The sequence below is a fragment of the Pseudomonas sp. BF-B-15 genome (assembly GCF_019946675.1).
In the GTDB taxonomy this organism is placed as follows: Bacteria; Pseudomonadota; Gammaproteobacteria; order Pseudomonadales; family Pseudomonadaceae; genus Aquipseudomonas; species Aquipseudomonas migulae.
In genome coordinates, this window is sequence record NZ_JAGYFZ010000112.1 from 1 (window position 1) to 18,428 (window position 18,428).

The 18,428-nt window shown below is 57.2% G+C and carries 18 protein-coding genes; 6 read left to right on the forward strand and 12 right to left on the reverse strand.

From position 1 onward, the window contains the following. Window positions 1-191 precede the first annotated feature (191 nt). Window positions 192-1,442 carry an aspartate aminotransferase family protein gene (locus tag KGA97_RS25335; protein ID WP_207285267.1) on the forward strand — a complete coding sequence of 417 codons (1,251 nt, stop codon included), beginning with the start codon at window positions 192-194 and terminating at the stop codon, window positions 1,440-1,442. A 155-nt stretch (window positions 1,443-1,597) separates the two neighbouring features. Here the strand turns inward: KGA97_RS25335 and trxB are convergent, their stop codons facing one another. After that, window positions 1,598-2,560 (reverse strand): thioredoxin-disulfide reductase, encoded by a 963-nt coding sequence (gene trxB, locus KGA97_RS25340; protein ID WP_008026963.1) that lies wholly within the window; start codon window positions 2,558-2,560, stop codon window positions 1,598-1,600. A gap of 315 nt (window positions 2,561-2,875) precedes the next feature. Between trxB and cysZ the strand changes: the two genes are divergently transcribed. After that, window positions 2,876-3,631, forward strand: coding sequence for a sulfate transporter CysZ (gene cysZ / locus KGA97_RS25345; protein WP_192230120.1), 756 nt, complete (start codon window positions 2,876-2,878; stop codon window positions 3,629-3,631). A 17-nt stretch (window positions 3,632-3,648) separates the two neighbouring features. On the opposite strand, the gene KGA97_RS25350 is transcribed toward cysZ, so the two are convergent. The 6 genes from KGA97_RS25350 to KGA97_RS25375 are packed head-to-tail and all read right to left on the reverse strand — an operon-like array spanning window position 3,649 to window position 7,842. Then, complete coding sequence (locus tag KGA97_RS25350) at window positions 3,649-4,023, reverse strand: EamA family transporter (RefSeq protein WP_192227743.1); 375 nt, start codon at window positions 4,021-4,023, stop codon at window positions 3,649-3,651. Beyond that, complete coding sequence (locus tag KGA97_RS25355) at window positions 4,023-4,946, reverse strand: hypothetical protein (protein ID WP_008037351.1); 924 nt, start codon at window positions 4,944-4,946, stop codon at window positions 4,023-4,025. Before KGA97_RS25355 ends, KGA97_RS25350 begins: the two co-directional genes overlap by 1 nt. Then, the gene (locus KGA97_RS25360; RefSeq protein WP_008037353.1) at window positions 4,943-5,608 is read right to left on the reverse strand and encodes an acetyltransferase; all 666 of its coding nucleotides are present in this window, start codon (window positions 5,606-5,608) and stop codon (window positions 4,943-4,945) included. The genes KGA97_RS25355 and KGA97_RS25360 overlap by 4 nt, the downstream gene beginning before the upstream one ends. Continuing rightward, complete coding sequence (locus KGA97_RS25365; RefSeq protein ID WP_223481718.1) at window positions 5,608-6,240, reverse strand: class I SAM-dependent methyltransferase; 633 nt, start codon at window positions 6,238-6,240, stop codon at window positions 5,608-5,610. Before KGA97_RS25365 ends, KGA97_RS25360 begins: the two co-directional genes overlap by 1 nt. Further along, on the reverse strand, window positions 6,221-7,150 hold the full coding sequence (locus KGA97_RS25370) for a glycosyltransferase family 2 protein (protein WP_008037356.1): 930 nt from the start codon (window positions 7,148-7,150) through the stop codon (window positions 6,221-6,223). Before KGA97_RS25370 ends, KGA97_RS25365 begins: the two co-directional genes overlap by 20 nt. Beyond that, window positions 7,147-7,842: a WbqC family protein gene (locus KGA97_RS25375; RefSeq protein ID WP_223481719.1), complete on the reverse strand. Its 696-nt coding sequence runs from the start codon at window positions 7,840-7,842 to the stop codon at window positions 7,147-7,149. Before KGA97_RS25375 ends, KGA97_RS25370 begins: the two co-directional genes overlap by 4 nt. Before the next feature lie 288 nt (window positions 7,843-8,130). Between KGA97_RS25375 and KGA97_RS25380 the strand changes: the two genes are divergently transcribed. Beyond that, a complete protein-coding gene (locus tag KGA97_RS25380) occupies window positions 8,131-9,330 on the forward strand; it encodes a glycosyltransferase family 4 protein (protein ID WP_008037358.1) in 1,200 nt (399 codons plus the stop codon). Window positions 9,331-9,450: 120 nt separating this feature from the next. Here KGA97_RS25380 and KGA97_RS25385 read toward each other — a convergent pair whose 3' ends face one another. The 3 genes from KGA97_RS25385 to KGA97_RS25395 form a co-directional block, all read right to left on the reverse strand. After that, window positions 9,451-10,554: an NADH:flavin oxidoreductase gene (locus KGA97_RS25385; RefSeq protein WP_223481720.1), complete on the reverse strand. Its 1,104-nt coding sequence runs from the start codon at window positions 10,552-10,554 to the stop codon at window positions 9,451-9,453. A gap of 220 nt (window positions 10,555-10,774) precedes the next feature. After that, entirely contained in the window at window positions 10,775-11,257 is a 483-nt protein-coding gene (locus KGA97_RS25390) for a glutathione peroxidase (RefSeq protein ID WP_008037360.1), read from the reverse strand. Window positions 11,258-11,379: 122 nt separating this feature from the next. After that, window positions 11,380-11,865, reverse strand: a complete 486-nt coding sequence (locus tag KGA97_RS25395) for a peptidylprolyl isomerase (protein WP_008026954.1) — start codon at window positions 11,863-11,865, stop codon at window positions 11,380-11,382. Here KGA97_RS25395 and KGA97_RS25400 point away from each other — a divergent pair. Genes KGA97_RS25400 through KGA97_RS25410 form a run of 3 tightly spaced genes read left to right on the forward strand, consistent with a single transcriptional unit; the run spans window position 11,834 to window position 15,238 of the window. Continuing rightward, window positions 11,834-12,172, forward strand: a complete 339-nt coding sequence (locus KGA97_RS25400; protein ID WP_192227739.1) for a DUF3565 domain-containing protein — start codon at window positions 11,834-11,836, stop codon at window positions 12,170-12,172. The genes KGA97_RS25395 and KGA97_RS25400 overlap by 32 nt on opposite strands. A gap of 60 nt (window positions 12,173-12,232) precedes the next feature. Continuing rightward, a complete protein-coding gene (pta, locus tag KGA97_RS25405; protein ID WP_008026952.1) occupies window positions 12,233-14,332 on the forward strand; it encodes a phosphate acetyltransferase in 2,100 nt (699 codons plus the stop codon). Continuing rightward, window positions 14,333-15,238, forward strand: coding sequence for an acyltransferase (locus tag KGA97_RS25410; protein WP_008037361.1), 906 nt, complete (start codon window positions 14,333-14,335; stop codon window positions 15,236-15,238). It abuts the gene before it with no gap. Window positions 15,239-15,406: 168 nt separating this feature from the next. Here the strand turns inward: KGA97_RS25410 and cysN are convergent, their stop codons facing one another. Then, entirely contained in the window at window positions 15,407-17,305 is a 1,899-nt protein-coding gene (cysN, locus tag KGA97_RS25415; protein WP_192417369.1) for a sulfate adenylyltransferase subunit CysN, read from the reverse strand. Window positions 17,306-17,314: 9 nt separating this feature from the next. Continuing rightward, window positions 17,315-18,232 (reverse strand): sulfate adenylyltransferase subunit CysD, encoded by a 918-nt coding sequence (gene cysD, locus KGA97_RS25420; protein WP_008026947.1) that lies wholly within the window; start codon window positions 18,230-18,232, stop codon window positions 17,315-17,317. Window positions 18,233-18,428: the final 196 nt, after the last annotated feature.

Sequence of the window (18,428 nt, forward strand, 5' to 3'; positions counted from 1 at the left end):
ATCGCCTTCGAAGACGCCATCGCCGGCAAGCCGGCTCCTACAGGGTTTTGTGTTGCCTGGCTGAATTTGCACAACGCTCAAACCACATCCCGACTTTTAAGATTGACCCGGCAACTTTATTTCGTTTGCCCGGCACCACTGCTCGCGGCTTAGATAAAAGAAGAGCCTCCCTTCTTCAGAGTCGGTCATCCATGAGCAGCGAAACCATCAGCCGGTCGATCAACATCGTGCACCCTGTCACGCTCAGCCACGGCAAAAATGCCGAGGTCTGGGACACCGAGGGCAAACGCTACATCGACTTTGTCGGCGGCATCGGCGTGTTGAACCTCGGCCATTGCCACCCGCGCATCGTCGAGGCCATTCGCGAACAAGCCACCCGGTTGACGCACTACGCGTTCAACGCCGCCCCGCACGTGCCTTACCTCGAACTCATGGAGCGTCTGGCCGCGTTCATCCCGGTGGATTACCCGGTCAGCGGCATGCTCACCAACAGCGGCGCGGAAGCGGCGGAAAACGCCTTGAAGATCGTCCGGGGCGCGACCGGTCGCACGGCCGTCATCGCTTTCGACGGTGCCTTCCACGGGCGCACCCTCGCCACTCTCAACCTCAATGGCAAAGTCGCGCCCTACAAACAGAAGGTCGGCGTGTTGCCCGGTCCGGTGTTCCATTTGCCCTACCCGAGCAAGGACAACGGCGTGACCTGCGCCGAAGCGTTGAAGGCGATGGATCGGCTGTTCAGCGTCGAGATCGATGTCGACGACGTGGCGTGCTTTATCGTCGAGCCTGTGCAGGGTGAAGCCGGTTTCCTGGCGATGGATGTCGAGTTCGCTCAGGCCTTGCGCAAGTTCTGTGATGAAAAGAACATCCTGCTGATCGCCGATGAAATTCAGTCCGGCTTCGGCCGCACCGGCCAGCGGTTTGCGTTCTCGCGACTGGGCATCGAGCCGGACCTGATCCTGCTGGCCAAAAGCATTGCCGGCGGCGTGCCGCTGGGGGCGGTGGTCGGGCGCAAGTCGTTGCTCGACACTTTGCCCAAGGGCGGACTGGGCGGCACTTACTCGGGCAATCCGATCGCCTGCGCCGCTGCGTTGGCGACGCTGGATGAAATGACCGACGCCAACCTGCACGCCTGGGGTTCGCAGCAGGAAGAAGCAATCGTCAGCCGCTACGAAGCCTGGCGAGCCAACAAGGTTTCCCCTTATCTCGGACGCCTGACCGGTGTCGGCGCCATGCGCGGCATCGAACTGGCCAACGCCGACGGCACACCCGCCCCGGCGCAGCTGACACAACTGTTGGCCCTGGCCCGTGAAGCGGGGTTGCTGCTGATGCCTAGCGGCAAGTCGCGGCACATCATCCGGCTGCTGGCGCCGTTGACCACGGAGGCGGCGGTGCTGGAAGAAGGCCTCGACATCCTGGAAGCGTGCCTGAAAAAGCTGACCTGATCCCTGTAGGAGCCGGCTTGCTGGCGATCCAGTCGACTCGGTATGACAGGAGCACCGCGCCGCCTGCATCGCCAGCAAGCCGGCTCCTACAGGACAAGCAAAATGAGCGGCACAAAAAAACCGGCCGAAGCCGGTTTTTTTTCATTTCAACAGAATCAGAACGAAGCGTTCTGCAGACCGTCGAGGTAACGCTCGGTGTCCAGTGCCGCCATGCAGCCGGCGCCGGCCGAGGTGATCGCTTGACGGTAAACGTGGTCAGCCACGTCACCGGCGGCGAAGATGCCTTCAACGTTGGTCGCGGTCGCATTGCCTTCACGGCCGCCGTGCACCACCAGGTAACCGTCTTTCAATGTCAGCTGGCCTTCGAACAGCGAGGTGTTCGGGGTGTGGCCGATGGCGATGAACACGCCGTCGACTTTCAGCTCGTCGAAGCTGCCGTCGTTGTTCTTCAGGCGAGCACCGGTCACGCCCATGTTGTCGCCCAGGACTTCGTCCAGGTTCGAGTTCAACTTCAGGATGATCTTGCCTTCGGCAACGCGAGCATTGAGCTTGTCGATCAGGATCTTCTCGGCGCGGAAGGTTTCGCGACGGTGGATCAGGGTCACGGTGCTGGCGATGTTGGCCAGGTACAGGGCTTCTTCGACAGCGGTGTTACCGCCACCGACCACGGCCACTGGCTTGTTGCGGTAGAAGAAACCGTCGCACGTCGCGCAGGCCGAAACGCCTTTGCCCATGAACGCTTCTTCCGATGGCAGGCCCAGGTAGCGAGCGCTGGCGCCGGTGGCGATGATCAGGGCGTCGCAGGTGTAAGTCGCGCTGTCGCCGGTCAGGGTGTAAGGCTTGGCGGCGAAGTCCACGGCATTGATGTGATCGAAAACGATCTCGGTTTCAAAGCGCTCGGCGTGCTCACGCATCCGCTCCATCAACGCCGGGCCGGTCAGACCGTGGACATCGCCCGGCCAGTTGTCGACTTCGGTGGTGGTGGTCAGTTGACCGCCGGCTTGCATACCGGTGATCAGCAGTGGCTTGAGGTTGGCACGGGCGGCATAGACCGCGGCGCTGTAACCGGCAGGGCCGGAACCGAGAATAATCACTCGCGAATGACGGACTTCAGACATGACCTGCTCCTGTTGACCGGCCCGGAATACCTGGCGCGGAACGCCGGGTTGCCGGCGGGAATAAAAAAGGACCGTTGAAAGCACTTGGGGAAGGCTTGAACTCGACAGTCCTGTAAAAAGATTGGGTGCAGCGTATCGAGGGGGCGAAGATTAAGGAAATACGGTTTAACAATCCAGCTCATAGGCGGTCTCTATCCCGTCACGGCCAATATATAGACGCCTTTGTTACTGTTGATGTCGATGCTGCGACCGCGCTTTCGCCCGTAAGGCAAAGCCGGTAAGGTCGGCGCGTTTCCCTTCTGCTCGGAGCTCGATATGCCCGCCCCTGTTCTGTCCGGCCCGCAATACCTGCGCGAAGGCCTCAAGCTGGTCCTCAGCCCCAGCCTGCGTTTATTCGTGTTGCTGCCGCTGGCAATCAATCTGGTGCTGTTCGTCGGATTGATCTATCTGGCCGGCCATCAATTCAGTCTGTGGGTCGATACGCTGATGCCGTCTCTGCCCGACTGGCTGAGTTTTCTCAGCTACATCCTCTGGCCGATTTTCGTGGTGCTGGTGGTGTTGATGGTGTTCTTCACCTTCACCATGCTCGCCAACGTCATCGCTGCGCCGTTCAACGGTTTTCTCGCGGAGAAAGTCGAAGTGGTGGTGCGCGGCACCGACGACTTCCCGGCTTTCAGCTGGGGTGAACTGATCGCCATGATCCCGCGCACCCTCGCCCGGGAAATGCGCAAACTCGGCTACTTCCTGCCGCGGGCGATCGGGCTGTTCATCCTCTCGTTCATCCCGGTGGTGAACATCATCGCCGCACCGCTGTGGCTACTGTTCGGCGTATGGATGATGGCGATCCAGTACATCGACTACCCGGCGGACAACCACAAGCTGGGCTGGAACGAGATGCTCGCCTGGCTGCGTGAGAAGCGCTGGCAGAGCATGAGCTTCGGCGGGAGTGTTTACCTGGTGCTGCTGATTCCGGTGGTCAATATCCTGATGATGCCGGCGGCAGTGGCCGGCGCGACATTATTCTGGGTGCGAGAGCGTGGAGTAGAAAACCTCACCGCCAAACTTCGTTAGGTACTTGCTTTTCGTTGTTATCCACGCGCGGCAATAACTGTGCCCAGAATAATCAGGCCAACGCCCATTGATTTCTGGAGTGTCATTGGCTCACTTAGAATCCAACCACTTAAAAGCAAAACGACAACGAAGTTCAAGCTCATAAATGGATAGGCGTGACTAAGATCAAACTTGGTCATCGCCGCCATCCAGGCTAACGATGCTAAAAATCCCGCTGCGAACCCTGAAACAATCGCCGGATCCAAAAACAGCAAAAAAAGAAATTTAATTTTTTGAGTTGTGTCAGAGGGGAATGCACCGTAGTGAGAGATTCGCCATTTAAGAATAAGTTGCCCATAGACGGTCAACAGGATGGTTGCAAATATATACACATAATCGAATATACGAGCCATCAGCCTCTCTCCAGCACAGCCAGGCCAAAGCCGGTTTTACCATAGCCATTACCGTTATAAAGCATGTACCGACTTCCCTTATGATCAAACACAAACGGGTATTCGATCATCTCGCTATCCCAGCCTTCCGATGAAACATCGATAGCGGCTTCCTCCAGCGCCAATCGCCATTGCTTGCCTTCGTCAGTGGTTGCGTAGCCGATACGATAGGTTTCCCCGGCTCCGCTGCGATAGGAGAACCACATCTCCAATCCACCCAGATGGTTTTTTGCGACGGTTGGGCGCGAAAACGCTTGAGCGACTCCAAGTTCGAAGGGGATTGCCAAGCCGTTACGCTTCCAGTTCTCGCCATCAAGGGAATGCGCCGAGTTGATCACATGAATCATTTCTCCGTTACCCGAATCCCAAGTACGGGTCGATCCATACCACATGTCATACCCGCCGTTTCCGTCTTCACGCACCCACGGGTAAGAAAGGCTTATAGGATCGTCTTTATCAGCGCTCATGAACGGATTTTTGCTATCAAGCGTCAGCGTAGTATCCGCATTGACAACTAACCTGCCGACATCCCCCCTCCAATGCTGATCAATTGGCGCCTGCCAACCCATGAAAAGCATGTATTGCACGCCATCCACCGTGTAGCAGTTACCAATGCTTATACCATCAGCGTAAAAACTGCCTTTCGGTCCGTGTTCCATGAAAGGTGAAGGGTGTTCTTTGATGACTTTTCGTTTTTCAATATCGATATCCACAGCCCCAACGGAGGAGCGGTTATCAGAATCCCGACCACTGAAAAATACCCGAAAGACATCATCGTGCAGATGTACCGGTAACGGGTTGGCGGCATGAGATAATAACTTGGGATGACGCGCATCACCCTCGACAAAAAATAATTGCCCGAGCTTTTTCCATGTCGACTTCATAGTTTTCTCAGCTTGCTGCTGGGAACTTTAGAGCGCTCAGTCGCCGTGCCGATAAAGACACCCTCCTGTTCAGCGTTTGCTAACAGCAGTGCACCTGCACCAACGACGCACTTGTCCTCGACCGTTATATGATCACGAAGAGTCGCATTGACCCCGATAAAGCACTGCTCGCCGATATGCACACCACCAGAAATCACTACATGGGATGCGATAAACGTATGATCCTGAATCGTAGAGTGGTGACCAATATGGTTACCGCTCCACAAAGTAATATTATTGCCAATATTAACGAATGGCTGAATGGTATTGTCTTCAAGAATAAAACAATTGTCGCCAATCCGGCCTTCATTGAGCACCGTGGCATGACTGCTTATGTAACTGGCAAGCGTGTAGCCGAGCGCCTTGGCTGCAAGATATTTTTCTTTGCGCACTGCATTGAGCTTCGAGTAGCTCAGGGCAATAAACAGCTCGTGACTGTGCGTTGGGTAGTGCTCGGCTACGTCTTCGAATGCAACGACTGGCAGACCACAGAACGTAGGCGCCTCGATATAACTACCGTCCACAGTGAAAGCAACAATCTCATAAGCGGAGTCTGTACTAAAATAAAAGTGGGCCAGCTGCGCAATATCGCCAGAGCCGAAAATCACTAATTTTTTTTTCATCACATTTTCCTTACAAGAATAGTGAATTCGTACAACCCATAATCGTGCAGAAGGGCTACATGACGAGAGTAACGCCGCTTGCATATATCAAATAACAGGCAAGGATCGGCGTAGTACAGATCATCTCGCTTCTTATCTTCGTCAGAGTAGGAGGTGAGGCAATTAAAAGAGAACCCCAGACGACTTGTTCGATCCAGAACATCCAGTGTTTTTTCAAGATAGCTCAGCCACTCGTCGTCTGAACGACCCAGGCGAACATTAAAAATACCACTGGCAACGCCATAGTCAGCGACTATGTCGGGCTCGGACCCGGCAATGAATCGAACACCGGACAGTTTTGCGTAACGCTGTTCGGCGGCCTGAATCATCTCTTTTGAAACATCTATACCAAGATATGAAAATTTCTGAGGCTTGTTATTTAAGTAGTCAACCAGCGCACCGTAGCCACATCCCAGATCATTGACAGTACAGTCCTGCGGGCCATCGATTACTTTGCAGAGTTGCTCGAAACGCAGCGCCTGGCCCTGTTCACCATTCCAGTCCACCCCATTCGGTGTCTCGCCATGCAGTGCAAGCTTGCTCGAGTAATAGCTCGCTACTTCATCAAGGAGCTCAGTTTTGTCGCTGTGCATAAATCTGCCTCACGATAGTGTAGGGGCGCTGTTTTGACTCGGAAAATATCTTGGAAAGATAGATCCCCACGACACCGATAAACGAAATTATCATGCCGCCAAGTAGCCAGATAGAGGCCATGACCGACGTCCAGCCGCTCATTGGCTTTGCGAGAAACATCCAGTGCGCTGTCAAATATAGAATATAAAGTAGTGCGAAAAACGAAATAGACACACCTATATAAAAAATACCAATCAATGGCGCATTGCTGAACGATGTTACCGAATTCACCAATATAGACATTTTTCTTCTGAGTGTATAAGTCGTCTGACTGGTATTGCTCTTTTTGACCGTCTGCGGCTGCTGTTCAAACCCGGTAATATGCCAAAGACCGGCAATAAATACCTCTCGTTCCTTATGGCGCAGTAAAGCGTCCACGTAGCGACGAGTCATTAATCTTGCAGTGACAATATTCTCTGGCAGGGCGAGTCCAGTCAGGGCTTGAAAGAAACGATAGAACCACCGGCCGCTCCATCGCTCAAACCAGCCGCCTTTGCGCTGCTCCTGCACTCCGTAAACAACATCACAGGCGGTCTGATTGATTTGCTGGTCAAAGCTGAGCAAGCACTCCGGCTCTTCTTCCAGATCGCTGTCAATCAGGAATATTTTTTCGCCTTTTGCGTGGGAGAGCCCCGTCATCATGGCCTTATGATGGCCGAAATTACGGGAGAGATCGATAAGTACGACATGATGGTCTCGTTCAGTGAGCGAGATGGCGATATCAAGACTGTTATCGGGAGATCCATCATTCACCAGCAGGATCTCATAATCATCCCCTGCAAGCGTCATCGCGACAGCACTCACGCGCGAATGAAACTCCTCTATGTAAGAGGCTGACTGATAAAGAGTGGCTACGATTGAGAGCTTCATGGAGCAACATGCCTCATTTGGCGATGAGCGTCTTTTCCACAATTAAAAAGCAGGTCAAGGACCGTGACGCCATGGGTAAACTCGCCCCATAACTGCGAATACTCCGGATAACCTGAGTAATCGAACCAGGTTAACTTTATATTCATCGCTTCAAATACAGCTTCATCAACGTAGTCCTTGGCAGATGGCCCGGAGACGTACTCGCTCCCCCCAGCCTGTGCACAAAGATTGGCAAGGCGTTCCGTCTTACCGTCGACCAACTCATAATCCGATGAACGACTAATAACTGTCTTGATTTCCAAGTAATCGCAAATAGCCTGAATAAATCGCTGATTAAGCTCTGAAATATGAGTATAACTTTCATTCAGATAAAGCGGCTCAAGCCATTCTGCAATTTCATTGAAGTGCGGAGCACGACTGTAATTTTGAACCAGAGATTTCCAATGTGAAGCGGCCCAGTCAACACCATCTATCTCAGTTTCCCTGATCTTCTGATGATATTTTCCTTTCACTAAAACTGGCACGGTCAACCATTGCACACCTTGCGGGGTTTTAATCTGATTACGATTTCGCCAATCACGCCGAGTATATTGCATGTCATCATAGAGAATGAACTCATCCACTGATGCGATCATGTCAAAATACCCTTTCCAAGGGATGTAGTTGGATTGAAGTATCGCGACTTTTTTCAACGCACTGTTCCCTGGCGACGGTGAATCTTCATTGAGAAATGTAATTGTGAAGTAGAACGAGCACTTAGACGCACAGCAATATCACTACACAATTTTTAAGGCTGTCATATTAATCTGCAATGGGGGGAAGCGTCACCCTTTTCATGGTTTTTTGCCTCAGCAAACGCTCGAACGAGTTAACGTTTTGTGGACGCGACGCTAGCCCACGCCCATCCTCAGTCGCCCGGCCAAATGACATTCAATGCTCGCGCGGTCACAAATCCATCATCAAAACGCCACAACGACGACATGGCCTCAGCCGACACTGAGGTCATGACGACAGCTCTGCATATCACCCTGATCACCGAAACCTTCCCTCCCGAAATCAACGGCGTGGCCAATACCCTTGGCCGCTTGTGCGACGGTTTGCGCGCGCGCGGGCATCAGGTTGAACTGGTGCGGCCACGCCAGGGTTGCGATCAGCAGCTGGGCAGCGACGATGAATTGCTGCTGTGCCGGGGCTGGCCGCTGCCGGGGTATCCGGGTTTGCAATGGGGTCAGTCGTCGATGCACAAGCTGCTGCGACGCTGGAAGCGCCAGCGCCCGGACGTGCTGTACATCGCCACGGAAGGACCGCTGGGCTTGTCCGCGCTGCGCGCGGCACGGCGTCTGGGGATTTCGGTGGTCAGCGGTTTTCACACCAACTTCCAGCAGTACTCCAACCAGTACGGGCTCGGATTGCTCACGCGCCTGCTGACCCACTACCTGCGCTGGTTTCACAATCGCTCGACCCTGACGCTGGTGCCGAGTGTCAGCCAGCGAATGGAGCTGGAGCGCCGGCATTTCGAGCGGCTGGCATTGCTGTCCCGCGGGGTCGACAGTCAGTTGTTCCACCCGACCAAACGGCTGCAATCGTTGCGTGAGCAATGGGGCCTGAGCGAGAAGGACATCGCAGTCATCCACGTAGGACGCCTGGCACCGGAGAAGAACCTTGGTTTGCTCAAGCGCTGTTTCGACACGTTGAAAGCGACTTATCCACAGCGAATCCTAAAGCTGATCATCGTCGGTGACGGTCCGCAACGGGTGGCTCTGGAACAGGAACTGCCCGAAGCGATTTTCTGTGGCACTCAGCGCGGCGAGGCCCTGGCCAGCCACTATGCGTCAGGGGATGTGTTTTTGTTTCCGAGCATGACCGAAACCTTCGGCAATGTGGTGCTTGAGGCACTCGCGTCAGGGTTGGGCGTGGTGGCTTACGATCAGGCTGCGGCGGCGCAGCATATTCGCCATGGCTACAACGGCGTGCTGGCGATGCCGGGGGATGAGGAAGCGTTCAGCGATGCCGCGGTGTGGCTGTTGGAGAAGCGCGAAACCTTGCGATGCGTAAGGCTCAATGCGCGCCAGCATGCGAGTCGGCAGGGTTGGGCAGCGATTATCGAGCAGTTCGAGGGGCAGTTGCGGGGGGCTTGTTCGCAGGAACAGGTTTTGCCTGATGTGGCTTTGTTGCCTTAAAAGCTTCGCGGGCAAGTCGGATCGCCGCACCGCTCGCTCCTACAGATTCGAGTCGATCAGAACGATCGTATATCCTGTAGGAGCGAGGCTTGCCCGCGAAGAGGCCTTTCCAGTCGCTACTTAAACCAGCGTCATCAACGCCTCACGGCTGAACGGCAGGATGTCTCCCTCACGACCGTCACGCACTTTCTGCACCCAGTCCGGGTCCACCAGCAGCGCACGCCCCACCGCCACCAGATCGAACTCGTCGTTGTTCAAACGCTCCAGCAGTTTTTCCAGACTGGCCGGCTGCGCGATCTTGTCGGTGTTGACCATGAACTGCAGGAACTCGCCATCCAGGCCGACGCTGCCCACGGTGATGGTCGGCTTGCCGGTCAGTTTGCGCGTCCAGCCTGCCAGGTTCAGCTCGGAACCGTCGAACTCCGGCTCCCAGAAACGGCGCGTCGAGCAGTGGAAAATGTCCACGCCGGCGTCGGACAACGGCTTGAGGAACTCGCCCAGCGCTTCCGGAGTTTGCACCAGACGCGCGGTGTAATCCTGCTGCTTCCACTGAGAGAAACGGAAGATGATCGGGAAGCCTTCACCGACTGCCGCACGCACCGCCTGAATCAGTTCGATGGCGAAACGCGAACGGTTCGCCAGGTCGCCACCGTATTCATCGGTGCGCTGATTGGTGCCTTCCCAGAAGAACTGGTCCACCAGATAGCCATGGGCGCCGTGGATTTCCACGCCGTCCATGCCGATGCTTTGCGCGTCTTTGGCAGCTTGAGCGAACGCGGCGATCACGCCCTGGATATCCTGTTTAGTCATGCCGTGAACCACGACCTGACCGTCCTTCAGCTTTTCCGACGGACCGTAACCCGGCACGCTGGCGTCAGGCTCGGTGCCGATGCGACGCACGCTGCCGACATGCCAAAGCTGCGGAACGATCTTGCCGCCTTCGGCATGCACCGCATCGACGACTTTCTTCCAGCCAGCCAGCGCGGCTTCACCGTAGAAATGCGGCACGTTCGGGTAGCCGTTGGAGGCCTTGTGGCCGACGGTGGTGCCTTCAGTGATGATCAAACCCACGCCGGCGGCGGCGCGACGACGGTAGTACTCGATCACTTTGGAGTTGGGTACGCCACCCGGCGAAAACGAGCGGGTCATCGGCGCCATGACGACACGGGTCGGCAGTTCGAGGGTGCCGAGGTGGAACGGTTTGAACAGGGCTTTGACAGGCATGGGACGCTCCACGGGAATAGACTTTATGACGGCGATAATATGGAGTTGGGAACGCCTTGAATAGCACTATTGATTTTGGTGATTAAGGAATAAAAGGTGGAAAGCATCGTAGGAGCGAGCGGGCGGCGCTCCGACTTGCCCGCGAAGGCGGTCGGTCAGTCGACATCATTACTGACTGACCTGACGCCTTCGCGGGCAAGCCTCGCTCCTACAGGGGGAATCAGCTCAGGGCTTTTTCGATTGCCTGAATGACAGTGGGATCATCCGGCGCCGTACGCGGTGAGAACCGCGCCAGTACGCGACCGTCTTTGCCGAGCAGGAATTTTTCGAAATTCCAGGTGATATCACCCGGGAATTCAGCCCCCTCGCCCGCCAGCAGGCGGTACAACTGATGACGCTCATGTCCGTTGACTTCCAGCTTGCTGGACAACGGAAAGGTCACGCCATAGTTGAGGCTGCAGAACTCCTGGATCTCTTTCTCGGTACCCGGTTCCTGCCCGGCAAACTGGTTGCACGGCAAGCCCAGCACGCTGAAGCCTTTACCTTTGTATTGCTGGTAAAGGTTTTCCAGCGCCGCGTATTGTGGGGTCAAGCCACATTTGGAGGCGACGTTGACCACCAGCACGACATGCCCCTTGAAGGGCGCCAGAGGTAGCTCCTGACCATCCAGGCCTGTCAAATTAAGGTCGTGAAAAGCACTCATGACGTACTCCAGATTCCCGTGTTCTTCTCGAAACAGCCTCTTGGTGAGGCCACCAAGGACAGCCGCGGACTAAAAAGGCGCCCTCGGGCGCCTCTCCAGTTCTCTGAGCTTAGCGCAGAAAATCAGTGGTGATGGCCACCTTCGCCATGGACGTGACCATGAGCGATTTCTTCCTGGCTGGCGTCACGGATGGCGATGATCTTGACCTGGAAGTTCAGGCGCTGACCGGCCAACGGGTGGTTGCCGTCGACAGTGACATCGTCGCCGTCCAGATCGCGAATGGTCACGATCTGCATTTGGCCGTCTGGCGCGGAAGCGTGGAACTGCATGCCCACTTCCAGCTCATCGACGCCTTCGAACATGCTGCGGCTCAAGGTGCTGACCAGTTCGGCAGCGTATTCGCCGTAAGCGTCTTCAGGTTCAACGGCCACGGTCAGCTCGTCGCCGACTGCTTTGCCTTCCAGAGCCTTTTCCAGGCCCGGAATGATGTTACCTGCGCCTTGCAGGTAGACCAGCGGCGCGCCGCCGGCGGAGCTGTCGATGACCTCACCAGCGTCGTTGGTCAGGGTATAGTCGATGGAGACAGCCTTATTGGCGGCGATCAGCATGGGGCGAGACCTTTTGCATAAGAATTTAGAAAGGCCAAGTTTAGCGAAGCAATCGTCCGAAAGCGAACACAACCCGGACAGACGGAATGCGGCGCCAGGCTCGACGGTCACAGGTTTTCATCAGGACGAGGACGGGCATTGGGTGGCCGAGCTGTCCTGTGGCCACACGCAGCACCTGCGCCACCAGCCACCGTGGCAATCGCGCGCCTGGGTCATGGACCCACTGCTGCGTCATGAAAAAATAGGCCAGCCCTTTGAATGCGGTTGGTGCGCACAAGGCTCGGTTAGCGATAACCTTGGCGACTGAATTTCGGTAGATCGTCAGCTATAGATGATCACCTTTGTCATGCTCCCTTAGAGAATCCGCATGCAAACTTTTTTTATCGCGCCCACCGATTTTGGTGTGGGTCTGACCTCCATCAGCCTCGGGCTGGTGCGCACCCTCGAGCGGGCCGGCCTCAAAGTCGGCTTTTTCAAACCGATTGCCCAGCCGCATCCGGGTGATACCGGGCCGGAGCGCTCCACCGAACTGGTGGCGCGAACCCACGGTTTGAAACCGCCGCAACCGCTGGGCCTGGCGCACGTAGAGCGCATGCTCGGCGACGGCCAGCTCGATGAGTTGCTCGAAGAAATCATCACGCTCTATCAGCAAGCGGCCATCGGCAAGGACGTGCTGATCGTCGAAGGCATGGTCCCGACCCGCAGCGCCAGTTACGCCGCGCGGGTCAATCTGCATTTGGCCAAGAGTCTGGATGCCGACGTGATTCTGGTTTCGGCACCGGAAAACGAAGTGCTGACCGAGCTCTCCGGTCGCGTGGAGTTGCAAGCGCAATTGTTCGGCGGGCCGAAAGACCCGAAAGTCCTCGGCGTGATCCTCAACAAGGTCAAGACCGACGAGAGCATGGAGGCCTTCGCCTCGCGCCTCAAGGAGCATTCGCCGTTGCTGCGCAGCGGTGATTTCCGCTTGCTCGGTTGCATCCCGTACCAGCCGGAACTGAACGCGCCGCGCACCCGCGACGTGGCCGATCTGATGGGCGCGCAAATCCTCAATGCCGGCGACTACGAAACCCGGCGCATGACCAAAATCATCATTTGTGCGCGCACCATGCGCAACACCGTGGAGCTGCTCAAGCCCGGCGTGCTGGTGGTGACGCCCGGCGATCGCGACGACATCATCCTCGCCGTCAGCCTCGCCGCCATGAACGGTGTGCCGCTGGCCGGCCTGCTGCTGACCAGCGACACCCTGCCCGACCCGCGCATCATGGACCTGTGCCGTGGCGCCTTGCAGGCCGGTTTGCCGGTGTTGTCGGTGAGCACCGGCTCCTACGACACCGCGAACCAGCTGAACGGTTTGAACAAGGAAATCCCGATCGACGACCGCGAGCGAGCGGAGATCATCACCGACTTCGTCGCCAGCCACCTCGACGCCAACTGGCTGCACCAGCGTTGCGGCACGCCACGGGAGATGCGCCTGTCGCCTGCGGTGTTCCGTTATCAATTGATCCAGCGCGCCCAGGCCGCCAACAAGCGCATCGTGCTGCCCGAGGGTAGTGAGCCACTGACCGTGCAAGCCGCCGCAATCTGCCAAGCGCGCGGCATTGCCCGCTGTGTGTTGCTGGCGAAACCGGCGGACGTCGAAGCAGTGGCGCGTGCCCACGATATCGAACTGCCGCCAGGCCTGGAGATTCTCGACCCGGACCTGATTCGCGAACGTTACGTCGAGCCGATGGTTGCGTTGCGCAAGACCAAAAGCCTCAACGCGCCGATGGCCGAGCAGCAACTGGAAGACACCGTGGTGATCGGCACGATGATGCTGGCGCTGGATGAAGTCGACGGCCTGGTGTCCGGTGTCATTCACTCCACCGCCAACACCATCCGCCCGGCCTTGCAGTTGATCAAGACCGCGCCGGGCTGCACGCTGGTGTCGTCGGTGTTCTTCATGCTGTTTCCCGAAGAGGTGCTGGTCTACGGCGACTGCGTGATGAACCCGCACCCGAGCGCCACGGAACTGGCCGAGATCGCCCTGCAAAGTGCGGACTCGGCAGCAGCGTTCGGCATTACGCCGCGCGTGGCGATGATCAGCTACTCCAGCGGTGAATCGGCCAGCGGCGAAGAGGTCGAGAAGGTCCGCGAGGCGACGTTGCTCGCCCACGAGCAACAACATTCACTGCTGATCGACGGTCCGTTGCAGTACGACGCCGCCGCCAACGAAACCGTTGCCCGGCAACTGGCGCCGAACAGTCAGGTCGCCGGTCGCGCCACGGTGTTCGTGTTCCCCGACCTGAATACCGGCAACACCACGCACAAAGCCGTGCAGCGCAGCGCCGACTGCGTCAGCCTCGGCCCGATGCTGCAAGGCCTGCGCAAACCGGTGAACGACCTGCCGCGTGGCGCGCAAGTCGACGACATCGTGTACACCATCGCGTTGACCGCGATTCAAGCTGCCAACCGACCTCTGGATGTTTAAATGCTGGATTTCCTGCCTGCCGCCGCACGCGGCGTGATTGCATCGTTGTTGCTGGCACTGAATACGATTCTGCTCTGCTCGTTTCTGTTCTGCGTGGCGATTTTCAAGGTGTTGCCGTTCGCCCTCACCCAGCGTTTCACGCGCTGGCTGATGAACCATACCCATGAAGCCTGGATCAGCAACAACAAGGCCTGGATGAACCTGGTCCGCCGCACCCGCTGGCACCTCAGCGGCCTTGAAGGGCTGGACTATCAGCACTCGTACCTGATCACCAGCAACCACCAGAGCTGGGTCGACATCATGGTGTTGCAGTACGTGCTCAACCGTCGTATCCAGCCGCTGAAGTTCTTTCTCAAGCAAGAGCTGATCTGGGTGCCGGTGATTGGCCTGGCCTGGTGGACACTGGGCTTTCCGTTCATGAAGCGCTATTCCAAGGCTTACCTGGAAAAGCACCCGGAGAAGAAAGGCAAAGACCTGGAAACCACGCGCAAGACCTGCGCGAAGTTTCGTGATAACCCGGTGGGGATTTTCAATTTCGTCGAAGGCACGCGCTTCACCGAAGGCAAGCATGCGCAGCAGAAATCCCCGTTCAAGTACCTGCTCAAACCCAAGGCCGGTGGCATTGCGTTTGTGCTGGACGCCATGGGTGAGCAGCTGGAGTCGATCGTCAACGTGACGATTCACTATCCGGGCGGGCGTCCGGGGTATTGGGATTTGCTCTGCGGGAACGTTGAAGATGTTGTGGTGCACTTTCAGGAGTTGAAGATTCCGCCGCAGTTTATTGGCAAGAACTACGACCAGGATGGGGAGTATCGGTTGCAGTTTCAGGGGTGGATCAATCAGCTTTGGTTAGACAAGGATGCGTTGTTGACGCAGATGCATCGCGAGTATCCCGCCAAACACTGACCTACTGTGGGAGCCAGCCTGCTGGCGATAGCGGGTTCACATTCAGCAGATTTATTGCCTGAATCACCGCAATCGCTAGCAGGCTAGCTCCCACAGTTGACCGAGTTGACCCACAAAAAAACCCGCCGATGATCACTCATCGGCGGGTTTTTCATGAGCAGCTAACGCTTAGATCGCGCCATGCTTGCGCAGCAGATCCAGCACTTGCTTGACGCTTTCTTCCAGCGACAGCGACTGGGTGTCGACCACGAGGTCGGCGTCCAGCGGCACGTCGTACGGGAAGGAATCACCCGGAATGTTATCCCCGGCCGCCGCGTACAAGCCTTGCGGATCACGCTCGGCACAAACCGTCGGCGAGGCCTGGACGTAGACCGTCAGCAGACGCTCCTTGCCGATCAGGTCCTTGGCCTGCTCACGCCCTTCTGCACTCGGCGCAACAAACGCAGCGAGGGTCAGCAGACCGGCTTCGTTGAACTGACGCGCAACGTGCGCGGCACGACGCCAGTTCTCGGTACGCCCGGCGCGATCCTGTGGCAGACCTTTGTTCAGGTCGTGACGCAGGTTCTGGCCATCGAGCACAAACACCGCACGGCCCAGGTCGAACAGCTTGCGTTCAACCGCATACGCCAGAGTGCTTTTGCCCGCGCCCGACAAGCCGCTGAACAACACGGTGGCCGGCTGTTGGCCGAAACGCTGAGCGCGTTCTTCGGTGGCAACGTGCGCCAGTTTGCCGTGGTGCGTGCTGCTGCCATGCGCCAACGGCTGAGCGATGATCATGCCGGCGGCAACGGTGCCGTTGGTCAAACGGTCGATGACGATGAACGAACCGGTGGTGCGGTTGCTCGCGTAACCGTCCAGCGCGATGGCGGCGTCGAGGCTGATCTTGACGCGACCGATCTCGTTCAACTGCAACGCGCTGGCAGGACCTTCTTCCAGGGTGTTCACGTCAACGCGGTTGACGATGCTGGTGATCGAACCCGGCACGTACGTCGTAGCGCGCTTGATGTCGTATTTCTTGCCCGGCAGCATCGGTTCTTCGGCCATCCACACCAGCATGGCGTCGAAGGCGTCAGTCACTTGCGGCAGGTTGTCGGCGTGCACCAGCAAGTCGCCGCGAGAGATATCGATCTCGTCTTCCATGGTCAGCGTCACAGCCTGACCCGGACCGGCATGCTCCAGCTCACCTTCGAAGGTGACGATGGATTTCACGCGGCTGCTCTTGCCCGACGGCAGCACAACGACTTCATCGCCCTTGTGCACGACGCCGCTGGCCAAGGTGCCGGCGAAACCACGGAAGTTCAGGTTCGGACGGTTGACGTACTGCACCGGGAAACGCAGGTCGGTGTAGTTGCGGTCGCTGGCGATTTCGACGGTTTCGAGAATTTCCATCAGCGACTGGCCGGTGTACCACGGCGAGCGCTCGGACTTGTTCACCACGTTGTCGCCCTTCAGCGCCGACATCGGCACGAAGGCCATGGTGGTCGGCTTGAACGCGATGCCTTCGGCGAACTTCAGGTAATCGGCCTTGATCGACTCGAACACGCTTTCGTCGAAGCCATTGAGGTCCATCTTGTTGATGGCGACCACGATGTGCTTGATGCCCAGCAACGAGGCGATGAAGCTGTGGCGACGGGTCTGGGTCTGCACGCCGTAGCGGGCGTCGACCAGGATAATCGCCAGGTCACAGGTGGATGCACCGGTGGCCATGTTGCGGGTGTACTGCTCATGGCCAGGGGTGTCGGCGATGATGAATTTGCGCTTGGCGGTGGAGAAGTAGCGGTAAGCGACATCGATGGTGATGCCCTGCTCACGCTCGGCCTGCAGGCCGTCGACCAGCAATGCCAGGTCGATGTCTTCGCCGGTGGTGCCGACTTTTTTCGAGTCGCGGGTAATGGCTTCCAGGTGATCTTCGTAGATCATCTTGGAGTCGTGCAGCAGGCGCCCGATCAGGGTGCTCTTGCCGTCGTCGACGTTGCCACAGGTCAGAAAGCGCAGCATTTCCTTGCGTTCGTGCTGGCCCAGGTAGGCGAGGATGTCCTCGCTGATCAAATCAGATGCGTGCGACATGACAACCCCTTAGAAATAACCCTGACGTTTCTTTTCTTCCATCGAGCCTGCGCCATCGTGATCGATGACCCGGCCCTGGCGTTCGGAAGTTCGCGTCAGGAGCATTTCCTGAATGATGTCGGTCAGGCTGGTGGCCTCGGACTCGACCGCACCGGTCAGCGGGTAGTCACCCAGTGTACGGAAACGGACTTTCTTCTTGACGATGCGCGCCTTGTCTTCGTCGCTCAGGTGATTGAGCAGGCGTTCGTCGTCGATCATGATCCAGGTGCCATTCATCTCGATGACGTCGCGCTCGGCGGCGAAATACAGCGGCACAATCGGGATGCCTTCGAGGTAGATGTACTGCCAGATGTCCAGTTCGGTCCAGTTCGACAATGGGAAAACGCGGATCGATTCGCCCTTGTTGACGTTGCCGTTGTAGACGTTCCACAGCTCTGGACGCTGGTTTTTCGGGTCCCAGCGGTGCTTGGTGTCGCGGAAGGAATACACGCGCTCTTTGGCGCGGGACTTCTCTTCGTCGCGGCGAGCGCCACCGAAAGCGGCGTCGAAACCGTACTTGTCGAGCGCCTGTTTCAGGCCCTCGGTTTTCATGATGTCGGTATGCTTGGCGCTACCGTGGGTCAGCGGGTTGATGCCCTGGGCCACGCCATCGGGGTTCACGTGCACCAGCAGGTCCAGGCCGAGTTCTTCGACCATGCGGTCGCGGAATTCGTACATTTCCTTGAACTTCCACCGGGTGTCGACGTGCATCACCGGGAACGGCAATTTGCCCGGGAAGAATGCCTTGCGCGCAAGGTGCAGCATCACGGCGGAATCTTTACCGACGGAGTACAGCATCACCGGGTTATCGAACTCGGCGGCGACCTCGCGGATGATGTGGATGCTTTCGGCCTCCAGCTGTTTCAGATGCGTCAGTTTGTCGACCATGGCTACTCACGAAAACGATCTTATGGACGGCCAGCGGGCCGTGTTCGAGCGGGGAATCCTAGCACAGCGACCTCTTCTAATCAGGACGCGAGCTAGATCGAAAGGGTATATGAATATACCCCCTCGTTTGGGCCCAGGGACCTTGTAGGAGCGAGGCTTGCCCGCGAAGAACGATAACGCGGTTTAACTTATGGAC